The 19,470-nt window shown below is 39.1% G+C and carries 19 protein-coding genes; 12 read left to right on the forward strand and 7 right to left on the reverse strand.

The features are described from left to right. The first annotated feature begins 57 nt into the window (after positions 1 to 57). The 7 genes from ispG (at position 58) to ESA94_RS12170 (ending at position 8,758) form a co-directional block, all read left to right on the forward strand. Positions 58 to 2,160, forward strand: coding sequence for a (E)-4-hydroxy-3-methylbut-2-enyl-diphosphate synthase (gene ispG / locus ESA94_RS12140; RefSeq protein WP_205755972.1), 2,103 nt, complete (start codon positions 58 to 60; stop codon positions 2,158 to 2,160). A gap of 32 nt (positions 2,161 to 2,192) precedes the next feature. Continuing rightward, positions 2,193 to 2,966 (forward strand): hypothetical protein, encoded by a 774-nt coding sequence (locus tag ESA94_RS12145; RefSeq protein WP_129131177.1) that lies wholly within the window; start codon positions 2,193 to 2,195, stop codon positions 2,964 to 2,966. A gap of 423 nt (positions 2,967 to 3,389) precedes the next feature. Next, on the forward strand, positions 3,390 to 4,991 hold the full coding sequence (gene nadB, locus ESA94_RS12150) for an L-aspartate oxidase (protein WP_129131178.1): 1,602 nt from the start codon (positions 3,390 to 3,392) through the stop codon (positions 4,989 to 4,991). Positions 4,992 to 4,996: 5 nt separating this feature from the next. Continuing rightward, positions 4,997 to 5,911, forward strand: a complete 915-nt coding sequence (locus ESA94_RS12155) for a lysophospholipid acyltransferase family protein (RefSeq protein WP_262708032.1) — start codon at positions 4,997 to 4,999, stop codon at positions 5,909 to 5,911. A gap of 298 nt (positions 5,912 to 6,209) precedes the next feature. Further along, positions 6,210 to 6,686: a hypothetical protein gene (locus ESA94_RS12160; RefSeq protein ID WP_129131180.1), complete on the forward strand. Its 477-nt coding sequence runs from the start codon at positions 6,210 to 6,212 to the stop codon at positions 6,684 to 6,686. A 622-nt stretch (positions 6,687 to 7,308) separates the two neighbouring features. After that, a complete protein-coding gene (locus tag ESA94_RS12165; protein WP_129131181.1) occupies positions 7,309 to 8,115 on the forward strand; it encodes a sensor histidine kinase in 807 nt (268 codons plus the stop codon). Beyond that, positions 8,093 to 8,758: a response regulator transcription factor gene (locus ESA94_RS12170; RefSeq protein ID WP_129131182.1), complete on the forward strand. Its 666-nt coding sequence runs from the start codon at positions 8,093 to 8,095 to the stop codon at positions 8,756 to 8,758. The genes ESA94_RS12165 and ESA94_RS12170 overlap by 23 nt, the downstream gene beginning before the upstream one ends. A gap of 35 nt (positions 8,759 to 8,793) precedes the next feature. Here ESA94_RS12170 and ESA94_RS12175 read toward each other — a convergent pair whose 3' ends face one another. The 4 genes from ESA94_RS12175 to ESA94_RS12190 form a co-directional block, all read right to left on the reverse strand. Then, positions 8,794 to 10,200 (reverse strand): MBL fold metallo-hydrolase, encoded by a 1,407-nt coding sequence (locus tag ESA94_RS12175; protein WP_129131183.1) that lies wholly within the window; start codon positions 10,198 to 10,200, stop codon positions 8,794 to 8,796. Positions 10,201 to 10,284: 84 nt separating this feature from the next. Further along, the gene (locus ESA94_RS12180; RefSeq protein ID WP_129131184.1) at positions 10,285 to 10,608 is read right to left on the reverse strand and encodes an ArsR/SmtB family transcription factor; all 324 of its coding nucleotides are present in this window, start codon (positions 10,606 to 10,608) and stop codon (positions 10,285 to 10,287) included. 100 nt (positions 10,609 to 10,708) lie between these two features. Then, positions 10,709 to 11,383, reverse strand: a complete 675-nt coding sequence (gene tsaB, locus ESA94_RS12185) for a tRNA (adenosine(37)-N6)-threonylcarbamoyltransferase complex dimerization subunit type 1 TsaB (RefSeq protein WP_129131185.1) — start codon at positions 11,381 to 11,383, stop codon at positions 10,709 to 10,711. Positions 11,384 to 11,385: 2 nt separating this feature from the next. Beyond that, on the reverse strand, positions 11,386 to 12,018 hold the full coding sequence (locus ESA94_RS12190; RefSeq protein WP_129131186.1) for a 3-hydroxyacyl-CoA dehydrogenase family protein: 633 nt from the start codon (positions 12,016 to 12,018) through the stop codon (positions 11,386 to 11,388). Between the two features lie 68 nt (positions 12,019 to 12,086). On the opposite strand from ESA94_RS12190, the gene ESA94_RS12195 reads away from it, so the two are divergent. Further along, positions 12,087 to 12,470 carry a RidA family protein gene (locus ESA94_RS12195; protein WP_317127873.1) on the forward strand — a complete coding sequence of 128 codons (384 nt, stop codon included), beginning with the start codon at positions 12,087 to 12,089 and terminating at the stop codon, positions 12,468 to 12,470. Between the two features lie 40 nt (positions 12,471 to 12,510). On the opposite strand, the gene ESA94_RS12200 is transcribed toward ESA94_RS12195, so the two are convergent. The 3 genes from ESA94_RS12200 to ESA94_RS12210 all read right to left on the reverse strand — a co-directional run bounded on the left by ESA94_RS12200 (position 12,511) and on the right by ESA94_RS12210 (position 15,639). Further along, the gene (locus ESA94_RS12200) at positions 12,511 to 14,058 is read right to left on the reverse strand and encodes an Rne/Rng family ribonuclease (RefSeq protein ID WP_129131187.1); all 1,548 of its coding nucleotides are present in this window, start codon (positions 14,056 to 14,058) and stop codon (positions 12,511 to 12,513) included. Positions 14,059 to 14,348: 290 nt separating this feature from the next. After that, positions 14,349 to 15,251, reverse strand: coding sequence for a tetratricopeptide repeat protein (locus ESA94_RS12205; RefSeq protein WP_240671044.1), 903 nt, complete (start codon positions 15,249 to 15,251; stop codon positions 14,349 to 14,351). A 61-nt stretch (positions 15,252 to 15,312) separates the two neighbouring features. Beyond that, positions 15,313 to 15,639: an HU family DNA-binding protein gene (locus ESA94_RS12210; protein WP_129131188.1), complete on the reverse strand. Its 327-nt coding sequence runs from the start codon at positions 15,637 to 15,639 to the stop codon at positions 15,313 to 15,315. A gap of 180 nt (positions 15,640 to 15,819) precedes the next feature. Between ESA94_RS12210 and mutY the strand changes: the two genes are divergently transcribed. The 4 genes from mutY (at position 15,820) to gldD (ending at position 19,459) form a co-directional block, all read left to right on the forward strand. Beyond that, entirely contained in the window at positions 15,820 to 16,935 is a 1,116-nt protein-coding gene (gene mutY / locus ESA94_RS12215) for an A/G-specific adenine glycosylase (protein WP_129131189.1), read from the forward strand. Positions 16,936 to 16,998: 63 nt separating this feature from the next. Further along, complete coding sequence (locus tag ESA94_RS12220; protein WP_129131190.1) at positions 16,999 to 17,430, forward strand: single-stranded DNA-binding protein; 432 nt, start codon at positions 16,999 to 17,001, stop codon at positions 17,428 to 17,430. Between the two features lie 64 nt (positions 17,431 to 17,494). Continuing rightward, positions 17,495 to 18,838, forward strand: a complete 1,344-nt coding sequence (gldE, locus tag ESA94_RS12225) for a gliding motility-associated protein GldE (RefSeq protein ID WP_129131191.1) — start codon at positions 17,495 to 17,497, stop codon at positions 18,836 to 18,838. Continuing rightward, complete coding sequence (gene gldD / locus ESA94_RS12230) at positions 18,839 to 19,459, forward strand: gliding motility lipoprotein GldD (RefSeq protein WP_240671045.1); 621 nt, start codon at positions 18,839 to 18,841, stop codon at positions 19,457 to 19,459. Positions 19,460 to 19,470: the final 11 nt, after the last annotated feature.

A 19,470-nucleotide genomic window follows, 5' to 3' on the forward strand; every position in this document is an offset into this window, starting at 1 on the left:
TTAGGCATCACAACTGTAATTTTACATATCTAAAATCGAAATTCTGCAATCTCAATTATGCATTTATATACTCCTTCCTTAACGGATTACAAACGACTGGCCACAAGGGAAGTTAAGATTGGCGATCTGCTATTGGGCAACTTCAATCCTATTCGTGTGCAAACAATGACCACGACTGACACCATGGATACGCTTGGTACAGTAGAGCAGAGCATCCGTTGTATTGAAGCCGGTGCAGAACTGGTGCGGATAACAGCCCCGTCAAAAAAAGAAGCAGAGAATTTACAGAACATAAAAGATGAGTTACGCAAACGTGGTTATAATACTCCGCTTGTTGCTGATATTCATTTTACACCCAACGCTGCCGAAATTGCTGCACGCATTGTAGAGAAGGTTCGTGTAAATCCCGGCAACTATGTTGATAAGAAAAAATTTGAGCAGATAGAATATACCGATGCGGAATATCTGGAAGAGATCGATCGTATTCGTGAACGCTTTACACCACTGGTAAAAATCTGTAAAGAGCATGGCACTGCTATGCGTATCGGCACCAATCATGGTTCTTTGAGCGACCGCATTATGAGTCGTTATGGTGATACTGCAATTGGTATGGTTGAAAGTGCAATGGAGTTTTTGCGTATTGCACGTGCAGAAAGCTTTCACAATATTGTGCTGAGTATGAAGAGCAGTAATCCACAGGTGATGGTGCAGGCTTATCGTTTACTGATACAGCATATGGATGGTGAGTTTAACGAATGTTATCCCTTACATCTTGGTGTAACCGAAGCAGGCGATGGCGAAGATGGTCGTGTAAAAAGTGCAGCAGGTATTGGTACATTGCTTGAAGATGGCATTGGTGATACCATTCGTGTAAGCTTAACAGAAGATCCGGAATTTGAAATTCCTGTGTGTCGTGATTTAGTAAAACGTTATTCAGTAGGCAGTCGACAGACAACGGTCAAAAGTATCGTGCCTGCTATGAATGGTAACAATTTGAATAGCGGGGATAGTGGGGTTGTGGCCTCACCCTTCGGGGGAGGTCGGGAGGGGGCTTCTTTACCTTATTCTCCTTTTCAATACAAACGAAGAGAAACATTTGAAGTGGGCAACATTGGCAGTAAACATGTGCCCGTGGTAATAGCTGATTTGAGTAAGTTGAAAAACATCACTCCAAAAGATCTTGAGCAAGTAGGTTATAAATACGATGCGGATACTGATAAGTGGAGTATTGGCGATATGGCAGCCGACTATATTTTTACAGCTAACCGTAAGCTTAATTTTGATTTGCCCGGTACATTAAAAGTGATCGTTTATCCGGAGATATGGAAAGAAACAAACGCAACAATTGCAGGTGAACAAAAGTATTATCCCATTTTCATGGATAGTGGTTACGCTGAAGCAGAAGAGAAAAACGATCAATTGAATTTTGTGATGATTGATTGTTATAATGACGAAGAAACCATTAACGATTATACTTATCTCGATCAGTTGGCAAATGACCCAACAGTTGTACTTTGTTTAAGCAGCACCAATAAAAATGCCATGCAGAGTGTACGCAGGATGTTTGTTGAATTGATGAACCGTAGTATTAAAAACCCGGTTGTATTAATTACCGATAGTAACTGGAGCACAGCCGATGAACATCTTATTCATTACTCAACCGAATGCGGTGCATTGTTGCTCGATGGTATGGGCGATGGTATTTGCCTGGGTATGAGTGCAGGCAGTTACGAAATGCAAGCTGCAAGCTATTCGCAAAATACAAGTGGCAGAAATTATCTCAGTAATCAATCACCTGAGCAGTTTATCAATAACACAGCATTCAGTTTGTTGCAGGCAACACGTACACGCATTTCTAAAACAGAATACATCAGTTGTCCAAGTTGCGGAAGAACATTGTTCGATCTGCAGGAAACAACTGCAAAGATCCGTGCAGTTACCAACCATCTCAAGGGTGTTAAAATTGCAATTATGGGTTGTATTGTAAATGGCCCCGGTGAAATGGCAGATGCGGATTTTGGTTATGTAGGCAGTGGTCCCGGAAAAATTACATTGTATAAAGGAAAAGAAGTTGTAAAACGCAGTGTAGACAGTGAAGTAGCTGTTGATGAGCTGATTAATCTTTTAAAAGAAAACGAGGCTTGGGTAGAGCCTGCATAAATTCAATCAAACACTTTTAATAAACACAAATCATGTATAAGTATTTTTCTGTTGTTATTGCAGCCTTATTGTTTTTAACATCGTGCAGCATGCACGAAGAAATTGATCTTGCAAAAGAAGGGAACGGGTTTTATAAGATCGATGTTGATATGAGCCAGATGATGGCGATGGTAAAGAGTATGAGTGGTGAAAAAATTCCCGACAGTGTTTCCAACAAAGTAATGGATACCGTGTATTCGTTAAAGGGAATGATTGATTCTTCGGGAGGTGATTTTACAGCAGAAGAAAAAAAATATTTCTACAACGGAACCATGCATGCAAAAATGAACATGCCGGAAAACAAGATGAGTGTTGTGTTGCAGTTTCCGGTAAAGAACGCAGCAGACTTAAAAAAGTTTTTTGCAGTGTATGATAAAGTTGATTCACTGAACAAACAAAAGCGCCAACAGGAAAAGGAAGCTGAGGCAACGGCAGAAAATAATGCTCAGCTCGATCCTTCGAAAGGAATGATGAATGGCAATTTGCCGTTTAAGCGTACTCCTTATATAATTACCGATACAAGTATTGAACGTATTGCTGTAACAAAAGAAGCAATGCAGGAGCAAATGGGCGAAGAAATGAAAGGTGCTGAAATGTTTATGTCGCAAATGAACATGATGGTTACAATTAAGTTACCACGCCCTGCAAAAAGACTGGAAGGTAAGAATGCAAAACTTTCAGAAGATAAACGTACCGTATTCCTTTCGGCTTCGATGGCAGAAATGATGGATAATGCCGATGCAAATACATTTAAAGTAATTTTCTAACAACTGCTTGTATGGTTGGGGGTGTATGCATAAAAAAATTCTGCACATGCCCCCATCATTGCATAAAAGCTGATAAGCTAGAGCCCGTGCAGAAGAGTTTTTTTATGGATATCTATCTTCCTTTTTCTAAACAAATTCAATACCAAAAAACGTGTATTTGTAAAAATTACAAACATGTCGTTTTTATACGTTCAATTACATTCGTGTATGTTTAACGAACATAATTTCATTAATGATTTACAAAGGGAATTGGGTGTTTTTCTATAATGAGGAGCTGTAATAACAGGTCAGCTTCATATTAGAATTCAAAGGTATGCATCAAACATTTTTTTCGCAAGCTTTTTTTTAAAAAAAATCTTCACAAAAGTTGCAAACAAACATAAACATCTATGTTTCATTAACTTTAGTTTTTGATAGAATAATATGCAAACAGATTTTCTCGTAATTGGTTCGGGCATTGCAGGGTTAACGTATGCAATTAAAGTAGCAGAGGCATGCCCCGATAAACAAGTGTTGATTGTTACAAAATCAATGGCAGACGAAACCAATACAAAGTATGCACAAGGTGGTATTGCTGTTGTTAACGATTTGGAGAACGATAGTTTTGAAAAGCATATTGATGACACGTTAATAGCAGGCGATGGCCTGTGCAATAAAGAAATTGTTGAAGTTGTAGTGAAGGAAGGGGCTTTAAGAGTAAACGAAATTATTGAATGGGGCGCCCGTTTCGATAAAGAAAAGGATGGCGATTATGCCTTAGGAAAAGAGGGCGGGCACAGCGAGCACCGTATTCTGCATCATAAAGATGTTACCGGTGCCGAAATGGAAAGAGCATTGCTGGAAACAGTTAAGAATCTTCCAAATGTTCAATTTGTTAATCATTTTTTTATTGTTGATCTTATTACACAACACCACTTTGGGTACCTGGTAACAAAATCAACACCCGATATTCAATGCTTTGGGGTGTATGCTCTTAACCTGCAAACGAACCGTATAGAAATTATTCAATCGAAAATTACCATGTTGGCAGCAGGCGGTAATGGCCAGGTATACAGAACCACAACTAACCCTTCCATTGCGAGTGGCGATGGGGTTGCAATGGTTTATCGTGCAAAAGGCCGCATTGAAAATATGGAGTTCATCCAGTTTCATCCAACTGCATTGTACCAGGCAGGACAAAAAGGGCAGGCCTTTTTAATAACAGAAGCCGTGCGTGGCGATGGTGGAATTTTACGCAATCATAAAGGTGAAGCATTCATGGAACGTTACGATGAGCGAAAGGATCTTGCTCCACGTGATATTGTTGCAAGAGCCATCGATAGTGAAATGAAAATAAATGGTACAGAACATGTTTGGCTTGATTGCAGGCATATGGATCTTGAAAAATTTATTCATCATTTTCCGAATATTTACGAAAAATGTAAAAGCCTTGGTATTGATGTTGCACAACACATGATACCTGTTGCACCGGCTGCACATTATAGTTGTGGCGGTATTAAAACCGATGAGTGGGGCTGTACTTCTATTAAATATTTATATGCAGCAGGAGAATGTGCAAGCACCGGGCTTCATGGAGCTAACCGGCTTGCCAGCAATTCTTTACTTGAAGCGATGGTATTTGCTCATCGAAGTAACCTCGATGCTGTAGAAAAAATGAAAACATTTGTTGCAGTACAAACAGAATTGCCCGAATGGAATGCGAAAGGAACGAGTGTGCCTAAAGAAATGATTTTAATTACACAAAGCTTGAAAGAACTGCAACAGGTAATGAGCGATTATGTAGGTATTGTGCGCAACGATATTCGTTTGCAACGTGCCATGCGCAGGCTCGATTTGTTGTGGGAGGAAACAGAGGAGCTTTATCGTAACACAACTATTTCACCCCAAATAATGGAGTTACGAAATATGATTACCGTTGGTTATCTTATTACAAAAGGAGCTGCTTTTCGTAAAGAAAGCAGGGGCCTGCATTTTAATACCGATTATCCGGAGAAAAATCCGCTGTTGCAGAACATTGTATTGTAAGCTGATTGCGATTACAGAATTTATACCTTCATACCATGTACTATATCCTGTACGGATTTTTAAAACTGCTTTCCCTTACTCCACTACGCATGCTCTATTTTTTGAGCGACTTTGTGTATACATTACTTTTTTATGTTTTCGGCTACAGAAAGAAAGTGGTGATGAATAATTTAATGATCGCCTTTCCAGAAAAAACAGAGAACGAACGGAAAGAAATTATGAAACAGTTCTATCATAATTTCTGCGACAATTTTATTGAAATGATCAAACTGATGTCGTGGAGTACCGAAGAAATTAAACGACGCTTTACGTGTAATATTGAAGTGTTGAATGATCTGGTAGGAAAAGAACAAAGTGTGCAAATAGTTTCTGGGCATTATTTCAACTGGGAAATGGCTAATCTTGGCTTGGGTGCATTATCAAAAATGCCATTTGTGGTTGTATACATGCCCATACGTAATAAAGTTGTCAATAGAATTGTGTATGATTTAAGAAGCAAGACCGGTGTAATATTGGTTGCTGCTACTGATTTCCAAAATCAGGTAAAGGAGCATTTAAAAAAGCAGTATGCATTAATTCTCGTAGGGGATCAAAATCCCGGGAATCCGGGGAAAGCTTATTGGACAAATTTTTTCAGCAAACCTGCACCGTTTGTACGTGGCCCGGAAAAGGGTGCAAGAAGAAATAATACGGTTGTTATATATGCTGATTATTATAAAGTAAAACGGGGGTATTATGAATGCAGATTTGAAGTGGTTACAACAGATCCAAATAGTTATAAAGAAGGAGAACTTACTCGCCTCATTGTAAATAAAATTGAACATTCCATTCGCCAACGTCCTTCAAATTATTTGTGGAGCCACAGAAGGTGGAAACATGAATGGAATGAAGCGTACAGAAGTAAATGGATCTCGTCTTGATCGTGTGAGTGATTATTCGCTAAATCTTGTAAAGAATAATATCTTTTTCTCTAATTCATTTTTGGGAAAGCATTTTACTACAGAGCGAAAAGCTTTGATCAAGTATCCCATTGGTAGGCATTTGTCTTACACGCTTTCTTAACCTCACACAGGCATCCATATAAATGCAAAGCTGAAAAATCTTTACAGGGGTATTGTGTTTTGAACAAGGGGTGAAAACACCCATTCAAATAAGTCCCATATTATTTTTATTTGATTCAGGTAGTTAATGTATTGTTTTAAAACTTAAATTGAAAAGATGTCCAGAATTTCCACAGGTAAAGCCAGAGGGCTTGCAAAAAATTATCGTGATCATAAACTCGACAAAAAATTAAAACCAAACGACACAAGAGGCATTTGGTTTGGTAAAGAAGTATTTTATGAAGCACTTGGGTTAGTTAGAGATTCGGAAACAGGAATGCTGAAGGAAACAAAACTCCCGTATATGGAGGCAGAAGTATTTCCTGATGGAGTAAGAATTTACATGGCAGCTTATTCCGAAAATCACGAAGATGATAATAAAAAGGGAAGACTAACTGTAGTGCTGGTTCCAACAGGCGAAGGTAAACCTGGTGGCCCGCTTCATTTCGATATTTTATCAAATCCGGATCAACCACCAAGTGGCCTTGATGATGAGGGAGATGATGACGAAGACGATGATAAGGACACGCAGTTTAACGACGGTCAACTTTGTCCTCCTCCGGCTTGCGATCCGGAAGGACTTTTAAATTTTTGATTTTGATTGATTTTATCTACATCAGCTTCATTGCTGTTTCTGTAATTACGGGCTTGTTTTTGCTAAAAAAAACAAGCCCTCTTTGGACCAGAGTGTTGGTTATTTTTCTTTGTGTAACACTGGTTAATGAGGTGTTATGTTATTTCCTTAAAAAAAACAGGATTAACACGATTGTTTTTTACAATTGCTACTTGTACTTCCGTTTTCCGATGTTGGCGTGGGTTTACTTTGATGTGCTGAGGAATAAGAAAATTCAAAAGAATATCTTTTTATCGTTTCTCGGTTTAACCGGTTTGTTTTTTGTTTTTAATTTATTCTTTTACAAAAGTTTTTTTGTATTTCATTCAGGTTATTTTCTTGCAGGGGGCATTTATGTAATTATATTATCGCTCCAGCACACTTACTTTTTAATGGATAAGGAAAGCCCTCACAATCCTTTAAAGGAGCCTTTCTTTTGGATTAGCAGCGGATTCCTGTTGTATTTTTTAGGGGCGTTACCTTTTATAGGAGCAATCAAGTTACTTACAAAGTATAACACCATACTTGCATCGCAACAATTGATCATAACAAAATCAATGAGCATTGTATTATATTCATTAATCACAATTGGCTTTATTCTTCAATGGCGGAGAAAGAATTACTCATATTAATTATATCTGTAACAATCATTCTTTTATTACTTGGTCTGTTTATTTTGATACTGTTTGTGTTTTATCAAAAGCGACTGCTGATTAATAAAGCAAAGCTTGAAAAGTTACAAAGTGAAACACTCAAGTCGCAACTTGAGATACAGGAGCACACGCTTAAAAACATTTCGCAGGAGATACACGATAATGTTGGGCAAGTGCTAACATTAGCAAAACTTAATCTTGCAACTACTGTAATTGACGAAGTAACTTCTGCAGAAAAAATCAAAACAAGTCAACATCTTATTGGTAAAGCCATACAGGATCTGAGAGATCTCAGCAGAAGCCTTAATACCGACTATGTTGAGGAAATGGGGCTGCTGCGAGCTATCGAATACGAGTTAAGCTTATTAAAAAAAACAGGTGCTATCGAAACCGGGTTCAGCATTAACGGTACTCCTGTACGACTTGAAAAGCAGAAAGAACTGATTCTTTTCCGCATAGTGCAGGAAGCAATTCATAACGTTATCAGGCATGCAGATGCTTCTGTATTAAATACTGCTATTGTATTTGGTAACGGCCAAATAGAAATAGCTATTAATGATAATGGTAAAGGATTTAATCTTGCCCCATTGAATAATCCTGACAATTCAGGTTTTGGTCTTGGTATCCGCAATATGCATGCAAGGGCAACACTGATAGGAGCAAAGTTTTTTATGGATAGTAAACCGGGAACCGGTACAAAACTAAACCTTCAATTACCAATAAATAATATAACTGATGAAACAACACCCGAAAATTAAAGTAGCATTGGCGGATGACCATGTGCTGTTACGAAACGGATTGGCTGCAGTGGTTGGCAGCTTTGGCGATTATGCTGTTTTGTTCCAGGCCGATAATGGAAAACATTTTCAACAACAGATCAAAGAGCATGGCGAACCGGATATTGTATTGATGGATATTAACATGCCGGAAATGGATGGTTATGCAACGTCGCAATGGTTAAAAGAACATTATCCGCTCGTACAGGTAATTGCACTTTCGATGTACGACAATGAAAATGCAATTATTAAAATGTTTAAAGCAGGAGCAAAAGGATATATTTTAAAAGATAGTGAACCTCCCGAGCTAAAACGTGCCCTTGATTCTGTAAGAGAAAAAGGTTTTTATTACTCAGAAATGGTAACCGGTCGGTTAATTCATACCATTAACAAAATGGACGAAGCCAATGCTCCTAAGAATGAAGTAAACGGATTAAATGATCGTGAAGTTGAATTTCTGCGCCATGCATGTACCGAAATGACATACAAAGAAATTGCAGAAAAAATGTTTTTAAGTCCACGTACAATTGATGGCTATCGTGATGCTTTGTTTGAAAAGCTTGAACTTAAAACAAGAGTAGGCCTTGTAATGTATGCGATCAAAAACGGAATTGTGAATGTTTAAAAAAAGAAAGCCGGTAAATCCGGCTTTCTTTTTACTTAATTCAATACACTCTTTTCCTTCACAATCTCAATCTTCTGTTCTTTAATTTTATCGAAACCGCCAACCACGTTACGGAGGTTATGAAATCCTTGTTTTTTTAAAATTGAGGAGGCAATTACACTACGGTAGCCACCGGCACAATGCACATAAAGGTTATCTCTGTCCTCAATGTTGGCAATTAAACCGGGATCGTTCATTTCGGCTAATGGAAGATTTACAGCATCTTTTAAATGTCCTTCTGCAAACTCTGTTTCTTTACGTACATCAACCACAACTAAATTATCATCGTGTGGAAGATCCATCGCAAGTTCATCTGCTTCCACATCAATAATCATATCAATTTCTTCACCTGCCTGCTGCCATGCTTCAAACCCACCGGCTAAATGGCCGCTTATTTTTTCGAAACCAACACGTGCAAGCCGTGTAATGCTTTCTTCTTCTTTTCCCTGTTCACAAACAAGTACAATGTTTTCATCAAAAGATAACAGTGCTCCTGCCCATTCTGCAAAACGTCCTTCAAGGCCAATACTTACAGAGCCGGGCACAAAGCCGAAAGTAAATAGTGAAGACGGTCGTGTATCGAGTAAAAAAGTATTGGGTTCTTTAATAAGGTTTTTAAATTCTTCGATTGTTAATGCTGTCATACCTTTTTCTAAAACTGTTTGTAATGATCCGTAACCTTCTTTGTTAATGCGTGCGTTAACGGGAAAATATTTTGGAGGTGCTTCCAGTCCTTCGGTTATGGCTTTAATAAATTGTTCTTTTGATTGCTGCTGTAAAGCATAGTTCGTTTTCTTTTGTTCACCTATAGTGCTGTGTGTATCGGGTCCGAGGCTTTTACCACAGGAACTTCCGGGACCATGCGCAGGGTAAACAATAACATCGTCTGCAAGCGGTACAATTTTTTCCTGCAGTGAATGATATAAATTTCCGGCAAGCTCATCTTTTGTTACTTCACCACCCTGTGCAAGATCGGGGCGACCAACATCGCCAACAAACAACGTATCGCCGGTAAAAACGCAATGGGCTTTTCCTTCTTCATCTTTCAATAAAAAACAGGAGCTTTCCATTGTATGGCCTGGTGTGTGCAGTACTTCAAGCGTAAGGTTGCCAATTTTAAACTGTTCATGATCTTTTGCAACATAAATTGAAAATGCAGTTGATGCATCGGGCCCATAAACAATTGGAGCATTTGTTGCCTTGGCAAGATCGAGGTGGCCGCTTACAAAATCGGCGTGTATATGTGTTTCAAAAATATACTTGATGGTTGCTTTACGCTCTTTTGCAAGGTTGATGTAGGTATCAACATCTCTCATTGGATCGATAATCGCACACTCACCCTCACTTTCAATATAATAAGCTGCTTCGCTAAGGCAGTTTGTGTAGAGTTGTTGAATGAACATAAATAATTCAGTTTCTGCAAATGTACGTAAGCAGAAGAACTGTAAGCGATCGACGGCAGTTGTGTAGTAGAACGAAGATGTTAATTACCCCAGCAGACTTTTAATAAACTGTTCTATTTCGTTAAGCCTGTCGTGGTTAACAGTGTACCAAATAAACTTTCCTTCACGTGTTGTTTTAACAATATTGCTCCGGCGTAAAATTGCTAAGTGCTGCGATGCAACAGATTGTTCTAAACGAAGCTTCACATAAATTTCAGTTACGGTTAACTGCCCATTTTCATTAATCAATTGCAATATCTGTTGCCTCAATTTGTGGTTGATGGCTCGTAAGATAAGCGCCGACTTTTTTACAGCATGGTAATCTAACGTAATAGGAGTATTACTTTCCTTTTTTTTGGTTACAGCCATGGGAGGGTATATTTTGTGGTTGGGTTCGTAATTTTTCGACTATCTCGAACCGTAAAACTAACCGTAAAATTACGGAAATCATTGTCGTAAAGGACATAGTTTATTGCTTTCCAATATGAAAACCTTTGCCGTATTCCGGTGCAGAATATGCAAGGGAAAGGAAATTTCCAGCATTATAATATCGTTCGGCAATTGCAACTGCATTCTTTGAACTCCAATGAGTTGAGATAAATCTGGCATTTGCACTTGTGCAAATATTCTGCCATTTAACAGACCCATCGCCAAAAAAGTAAACCAACCGGGAGGTAAGCTCTTCTGTAAAAGAGGCTGAATCGAGCACTTTTGGGGTTATAGGAGACAATAATTCCAGCTCGGAAGAATAAACAGCGGTAAATACTTCCATTCTTCGGGCATCAATCATGGGGCAAAGTACAAACCCGGTTTCATCAGTTAGCTGTTCACGGGCGGCAACACTCATTACCAAGGTTGTTGGTATACCAATTAACGGAATGTTTAGAGCAAAGCTCAGCCCTTTGGCTGTAGCCATACCAACACGCAAACCAGTATAAGAACCCGGGCCTGTTGTTATCGCCACACCGTTCAATTGAGTTAGTGTTAAACCTAATTCGTTCAGCAGGCTTTGTATTGCCGGTTGTAAAAAGGAAGCATGGTCTTTTTGCGAAGCACTTGTTTTTATACCATGCAGCACAGCGTCTTTTGCAACTGCAACAGATGCATGTGTTGTGGATGAATCGATGCAAAGCAACAAAGCCATTTTTAGTTCAATTGTTTTAAGATGGAAGATGCAGGTTGGTAGCGTTTATCGGTAGCTGAAAGTTTTTGCAATAAGAAAGCGATATGATTTAATCCTATCTTTTTGCTCCATTCAAATGGACCCATTGGATAGCTTGTTCCCAATTTCATGGCAATATCTATTTCTGCTTCAGCAGATACGTTTTCTTCATTGGTCAAAAATGCCTCATTAATAATCATACTTACGGTTCTTGCACTTACAAAACCGGCAACATCTGCAGTAATACAGGCTTTGATCGAAAACTGTTTAAAAATGTTTTCGAATATTGATTGATGCGATGGATGTACTGCAAATTCAATTATTGGCCGATCTATAAAAACTGGCCAATGATTAAAACGTGCAATAGTATGTTGATGCTCAATTTCTAAATCTTTCAGTGTATGCACAACCGAGCCTATTAAGACCGGCTTATTGATTGATTTATATAAACTGATCTGCTGCTGATTTTCTTCAAAACACAAATCAATAATCAGGTCTGCAAAGCCGATATCATCTGAATTTGCCTCTGGCTTAGTTCGGCATTGGAAACCATCGAATGGAAATGTTTTGCCAAAGAGCGAATTGCAGATGGCTGAACTGATGAGCAGAATATTCATTGCCGCAAATTTATAGCGAAGCTTGGCAACTTGCTTTTTTTCTTGGGCCAAAGGAGTATGTTTGCGGTATGATGGAAAAGAAAATTATTCAAACGGAAATGGCGCCGGCGCCAATCGGTCCATACAACCAGGCAGTAGCTGCAGGAGGGTTCTTATTTATTTCCGGACAGGTTTGTATTAAACCCGGAACCAGCGAGCTGAACAATTCCGATATACAGGCAGAAACGCACCAGGTGATGCATAACCTTAAAGCAATTTTGCAGGAAGCCGGTACCGACTTTAACAGTGTAGTTAAAACAACCATTTTCCTCAGCGATATGAATTTGTTTAGTGAGGTAAATGAGATTTACGGAAAGTATTTCGATGGTGCTTTTCCTGCACGAGAAACGGTTGCAGTAAAAGGACTACCGAAAAATGTGAATGTTGAAATTAGTATGATAGCAACTGTATAACTAAACAAAAAAGGATGATCAATTGATCATCCTTTTTTGTTTAGAGTTTAATTTCTTCTTCGTGGTTATCAAAGAAATGATATTCAGTAAGGTGGTAAGCTGTATTTGCTTTTACCTTGATCTTTTGCTTATACTTCCAGCTCCACTTCATTCGCTTCGACGGGAAGCCTTTGCGTAAGTAAGCTTCCATGATCGGGTGTACAGCAATCAGCAGTTCTTTATGTTTTTGCATAACGAGGTAGCTGATGTTCTTTTCAATTTCATCTTCCAGTATTAATGTAGATGAAACTTTTCCGGTACCATTACAGCTTGGGCAAACTTCCTGTGTATTGATGTTTACCTCAGGCTTCATACGTTGCCTTGTAATCTGCATCAAACCAAACTTGGAGATGGGGAGGATTGCATGCTTGGCCCTGTCGGCACGCATGAATTCTTCCATTGCTTCTGCAAGTTTGCGTTTATTGTCGGGCAACTTCATGTCAATAAAGTCAACCACAATAATTCCACCTATATCACGCAAGCGTAATTGTCGTGCAATTTCCTCTGCTGCTTCAAGGTTTGTTTGTAAAGCATTCTCCTCCTGGTTGGCACTTACACTTTTGTAACCACTGTTAACATCAATAACGTGTAAAGCTTCAGTATGCTCTATAATTAGATAAGCACCACTGGCAAGGTTCACTGTTTTACCAAACGAAGCTTTTACCTGTTTGGTAATTCCGTAGTTATCAAAAATGGGAGAGCCGTTTTGGTAGAACGTAACAATATCTGCTTTGTCGGGCGCAACTTTTTGAATGTAGTTAAGTGCGTCGTTATAAATATTTTTATCATTTACTACAATGCGGTTAAAATCGGCATTGAGCAAATCACGCAGAATGCTTGTGGTCTTATCGGTTTCGCCAAGAATTTTTGCAGGTGCTACAGCGTTTTTAAGATTGTGCTGAATCTGCTGCCACATAGCGATGAGATTGTTAAGGTCTTCATGCAGTTCGGCAGTATTCTTTCCTTCAGCTGCAGTACGCACAATTACACCAAAGTTTTTGGTGCGGATCGACTCTACAATCTTTTGTAAACGCTTACGCTCATCACTTGAATGTATTTTGCGTGATACAGCAACAATATCATTGAATGGGGTTAACACTACAAAACGACCAGGCAACGAAATTTCGCAACTAAGGCGGGGGCCTTTTGCGGCAATCGGTTCTTTCAGAATCTGCACAAGAATATTAGGCTTGCCATTCAGCACTTCGCCTATTTTTCCTGTTTTGATAATTTCAGCTTCTGTTTGGAACTTACTGAAATCACTGATGCCTTCGCTTTTATCTGAAATGGAAAATGCTGTAAACTTCAGGAGTGAGCGTACATAGGGGCTGAGGTCGGTGTAATGAAGAAAACCATCTTTCTCAAAACCAACATCTACAAATGCAGCATTCATACCCGGTACAAGCTTTTTTACTTTTCCCAGATACAAATCACCTACTGTAAAACTTGCATCATGACTTTCCTGATGAAGCTCTACCAGTTTCTTATCTTCTAACAATGCAATTTCAACCCCGGTCGGGGCTGAATTGATGATCAGTTCCTTATTCACTAAAACGTCTTTTAAAATTGAACTATGCTACTTCACCTGATCAGAAGGAAGGAGGCCACTGTAAACAAATGTATACAAGCAAGCAGACAAATTTCTGCAATGGCCATAGCGAAGCAGAGTCCCGTTTATAAAGCGGGACTCCGTTCAATTTCAGAAGATCTTATTTGTTCTTCTTCTTATGACGGTTCTTTCTAAGACGTTTTTTACGTTTGTGCGTAGCGATTTTATGACGCTTTCTCTTTTTTCCGCAAGGCATGTTTAATACTATTTACGTTCGTTAAAAAATAGGGTTATAATAATTTAATGTGGTCTTCAATCTGTTTCAGCATTTCAGGATTGCTCTTGAATTTGCCTTGTGTTTCGAGCGATTTTACTGTTTGTAAAAACAACTCGTATTTCTTTTTAGCATTCGCCTTGTCGCCGCTCTTCTCATACGTGTCAGCTAATCGTAAGATCAACTCCAGGTTTTGGGGTTCCAGTGTTAAAACTTTTTCGAAACGTTCAATTGCTTTTGGCAACTGGCCGCTGAAGGTGGCACCCACACCTAACATGTATTGCGCAAACCTGTTATCCGGATCCTTTTCTGTTACTTCTCTAATCAATGCAATACCTTTCATAGGAGGTTCGTTACCTGCCCCACCAAAAAAGTACGTACTGCCTAAGCCAACCTTTGTAGAATCGTTTGCCGGATTAACGGCTAATGCCTTTTCAAATAACTCTTTTGCTTCCTTGGCCAGCCATACTTGTAGCGGTTGTTCCGATACTGCCTGCGCCTCCCTTAAAAACAAATGGGCTGCAAAGGTGAGGTTTTTCTCCGAATTTTCCAACTTAGCAGCTTCTCCAAGATATTTGGCATACGGAACAAAGGCGCCGATGGTATCCATCCAAAACGCCGACATGGTTCTATAAACTTTTATTTGTTGATTTTTTACATCGCCCCGAACAACTGAATTCTCCCATTCGGTTACTTTTTGTAATTGCGATGCATTGAGTCTTTTTTTAGCCAGGCCTAACATGGTAGGAAAGTCAAGCACAACATTGCCGGTATTGGCTGCAGGAGGGGCTGCAGTTTTACTGTGGTCGTGACCGGCATGATCATCGGCCTGTGTTTTTGGTACGGTTCTTCCAAAAAAGAACAAAAGAAAAACTGCTGTTATAGCAGCAGTTACATATAAAATTTGTTGCCTGCTCACACGAATAATTTAGAGCGCAAAGCTACGGCAAGATGGGAGCACTTGTTCGTTCTTAACAGAATTAGTCTTCAGAATCGTCAGGCTCATTTTCCGAGCTGCCACCGCCGGTATAACGGCTTTTTACTTCCTGAACAAATTCTTTAGCCGGTTTAAAGGCAGGAATATAATGTTCAGGAATATGTACTGCTGTGTTACGCTTGATGTTACGACCAATTTTTGCCGCTCTTTTCTTGGTAATGAAGCTTCCAAATCCCCTGATGTAGATGTTCTGACCTGCAGAAAGGGAATCTTTCACCTCTTTAAACATTGTTTCAAGTGTAACAAGAACATCCACCTTGGGGATGCCTGTTTTTTCTGAGATTTGATTCACGAGATCTGCTTTTCTCATGGGTAAAAGTTTATGGGTTGTGATATTTAAGACTAATATCCTGAATAAAATTCAAAAAATGAAACATATTGGCTAAAAAATCTTTCAGAACTGGTTGATTATGAACAATAAGTGGTTTTACGTGTTCTGTTAGTTTGTGCTATTTTGCAGTTTGTTTGTTTAATACAGTTCAAAAGCAGCATGAACCCATCAACCAGATTCCGGCAAAAGCTAATAAAATGGCATACTTCAGAAAATACAAGGGCGCTTCCGTGGAAGGAAGAAAAAGATGTTTACCGCATTTGGCTTAGTGAAATTATCCTGCAGCAAACCAGGGCAGATCAGGGTTGGAAATACTACGAACGGTTTACAGAAGCTTACCCAACAATAACTGATCTGGCAAAGGCATCCCTTGAAGAAGTATATAAACTTTGGGAAGGGCTTGGTTATTATAACCGCTGCCGAAACTTGCATAGTACTGCCAAATACATAGCTTTTGATCTGAAAGGAAAATTTCCAAACACATTTGAAAGTATTCTGGAGTTAAAAGGAGTTGGGCCATATACTGCAGCTGCTATTGCCTCTTTTGGTTTTGGATTACCACATGCTGTAGTTGATGGCAATGTGTTTAGAGTGTTGAGTCGTGTATTTGGAATTGAAACAGCAGTTGATAGTACTGCGGGTAAAAAGCAATTTCAGCAACTGGCAAATGAATGTCTTGATGCGAAAAGTCCGGCTGCTTACAACCAGGCTATTATGGATTTTGGCGCCACAGTATGTAAGCCGGATTTGCCCGGGTGCAAAAGCTGTTGTATGCAATCGTTCTGTGTTGCGTTTAAAGAGCAACGGGTAAATGAACTGCCGGTAAAAGAAAAGAAAATTAAAATCAGGAAGAGGTGGTTTCGTTTTTACATTGTTATGCATAAAGATAAAGTTGCAGTTCAGAAACGCACAGCAAAAGACGTATGGAGCAATTTGTACGAATTTCCGAACGAGGAGTTTTCTTCCGAAACGGAATGGAAACAGGCAGGAGCTTTAGCAACAGGCTTATGGTTAAAGGGCGAAAAGATAAAACAACCGCACCAGGTACTGTCTGTAACAAAAGCAATTAAACAGCAATTGAGTCATCAACTAATTTGGGGGAATGCGGTGCTTGTACTTCTAACCGGAAAACAAACTTCTTCAAACAAGTGGGAGTGGAAAACAGCAGATGAAGTTAAACAACTGCCTTTTCCGAAATTATTAAATGATTTTCTAAAAGCAGCGGTTCTTGAATTTTTTACCGGTAAGCATGGAACAGTAAAGCAAAAAACGTAATTTAGAAGGAACGACGAAAACGTTTGGAACTGATTTACGCATTCTGCACTTAAAAATTATTGTATGAGAGGAGTTAACCGTGTAATGCTGATAGGCAATTTGGGAAAAGAACCCGATGTACAGGTGTTAGAAGGTAATATAGCTGTAGCAAAATTTCCCCTTGCAACTACTGAAACATTTAAAGACAGAACCGGAAAACTGGTTAGTCAAACAGAATGGCACACCGTTGTACTTTGGCGGGGCCTTGCAGAACTGGCGCAAAAATACCTGCATAAAGGAAGCCTGGTATATATTGAAGGTCGTTTAAAAACCCGCAGTTGGGAAGATAAGGAAGGTGTAAAAAAATATGCAACCGAAGTTGTAGGAGACAACCTGATTATGTTGGATAAACGAGCCGATGGAACAGGCCGAGCGGAAAATTCTGATCCGTTAACAGGTTATCATGGCGATGATATTCCGCCGATTGGTGAACCAAGTGTAGACCTGCCTTTTTAGGAAATACCAATGCGTTGTTTATTTTTGCCCGTAGGCGGCATATTGTTCACTTAATTTTGATGTTTTGGATTATCAGCACGCAGGCACTTTATTATTATTTCTCAAACCCGTTTTACTTGCAATAAACAGCCAGTTACTTACAGTATTGGTGCTGGTTTTTCTGTTGTTACTTTTTCTATCCTTTGTTGTAAGCGGAGCAGAAGTAGCTTTTTTTTCTCTTCGGTATAAAGATTTAAATGTAATTAAAACAAAAACCGACGCACCATCCCGCCGTATTGTCAATCTGCTTGAAGAACCAAAAGTGTTAATGGCAAGTTTACTCTCTGCAAATGTCATTTTCAATCTTGGTCTCGTATTTCTCACCAACTATCTTGTAGATGAAGGTTTTGGTTTACAGCATAAAGTATTTTGGGCTGAGTTGATTGTAAAAGCACTGGTAATTGCAGCGTTCATTTTATTGTTCTGTGAAATGTTACCCAAAGTATGGGCTTCGCAAAACAATATGTTCTTTGCATATTTTGCCAGCTGGTGGATCGACGCCTTGGTCTATCCTTTGTTTAAATCAACAGGCAGCTGGCTTGCAGGCTATTCCGACAGTATTGAAAAAAGAATCACCCGTCATCAAACTTCATCTTATAAATCGGAAGAACTGGATTATGCAATTGACCTGATGAGTGAAGAAGAAGCAACTGTAGAAGAAAAGCAGATATTAAAAGGGATTCAGAACTTCAGCAACATTACTGTAAAACAGGTAATGCGTTCACGGCTCGATGTAAGCGGTATTGATTATAAAAGTACGTTTACAGATGTAGTAAAACAGTTACAGGAGTTACACTACAGCCGTGTGCCGGTTTATAAAAACAATCTTGATGAAATTGTTGGCATTTTACAAACAAAAGATCTGTTGCCACATGTGAATGATGAGGATGATTTTCGCTGGCAGCAATTAATGCGTACACCATTTTTCGTTCCAGAACATAAACTTATTGATGATCTGTTGAAGGAGTTTCAGCACAAACGCATTCACTTTGCGGTAGTGGTAGATGAGTTTGGCGGCACAAGCGGAATTGTTACAATGGAAGATGTTGTAGAAGAAATTATCGGCGATATTAAAGACGAGTTTGATGACGATGAAAGCGTAAACAAAAAGCTCGACGAAAGCAATTATATTTTTGAAGGAAGAACCATGGTGCATGATGTATGCAGAATTATGAATCTTCCGCCCGATACATTCGATCCTGTAAAGGGCGAAAGCGAATCACTTGCAGGCTTGGTGCTGGAACTTGCAGAACGGTTGCCAAGAGTAAATGATATGCTTGAAACAGGCGATTTTCAATTTACAGTATTGGAAGTTAGCCGTAACAGGATAGAAAAAGTGAAAGTGACGATTAAACCAATGTTAGATTAAATGAAACAACTGCATTTACGTACTGCGTACTTTGTACCTCGTACTTTTTATATTCTTAGTTTACTCATAGTTTTTATTGCCTGCAATTCCGATCCCCGTCCACGACCTAAAGGTTATTTCAACATTGATTTTCCTGAAAAGAAGTATGTGTTGTTTGATGAGCCGGGTTATCCATACACATTTGAATATCCTGTTTATGGCAAGGTAATCAAAGACAGCACTTTCTTTGAAGCCAAGGCAGAAAATCCTTATTGGGTAAATCTTGATTTTCCTGAGTTCGCAGGACGTATGCATATTAGTTACAAAGCTGTAGGTGGGGCGAATAAGTTTGATATGCTGATACAAGACGCATTTAAGATGACCAGCAAGCACAGCTTAAAAGCAACATCAATTGATGAAATTCCGGTGAAAGGCGGTGCAGGTGTAAGCGGATTTATTTTTGATGTAGGCGGCAATGCAGCAACAGGTAAACAGTTTTTTGTTACGGACAGCAGTAAACATTTCCTGCGTGGGGCTTTGTACTTCGATGCTACTCCCAACTATGATTCAATAAGACCTGTTGAACAGTTTCTGTACAAGGATATGCAGCATTTGATTCAAACGCTGAAATGGCGCAATTAAGCCCAACTATC

Origin of the sequence: Lacibacter luteus (assembly GCF_004118265.1) — a bacterium.
Classification (GTDB): domain Bacteria; phylum Bacteroidota; class Bacteroidia; order Chitinophagales; family Chitinophagaceae; genus Lacibacter; species Lacibacter luteus.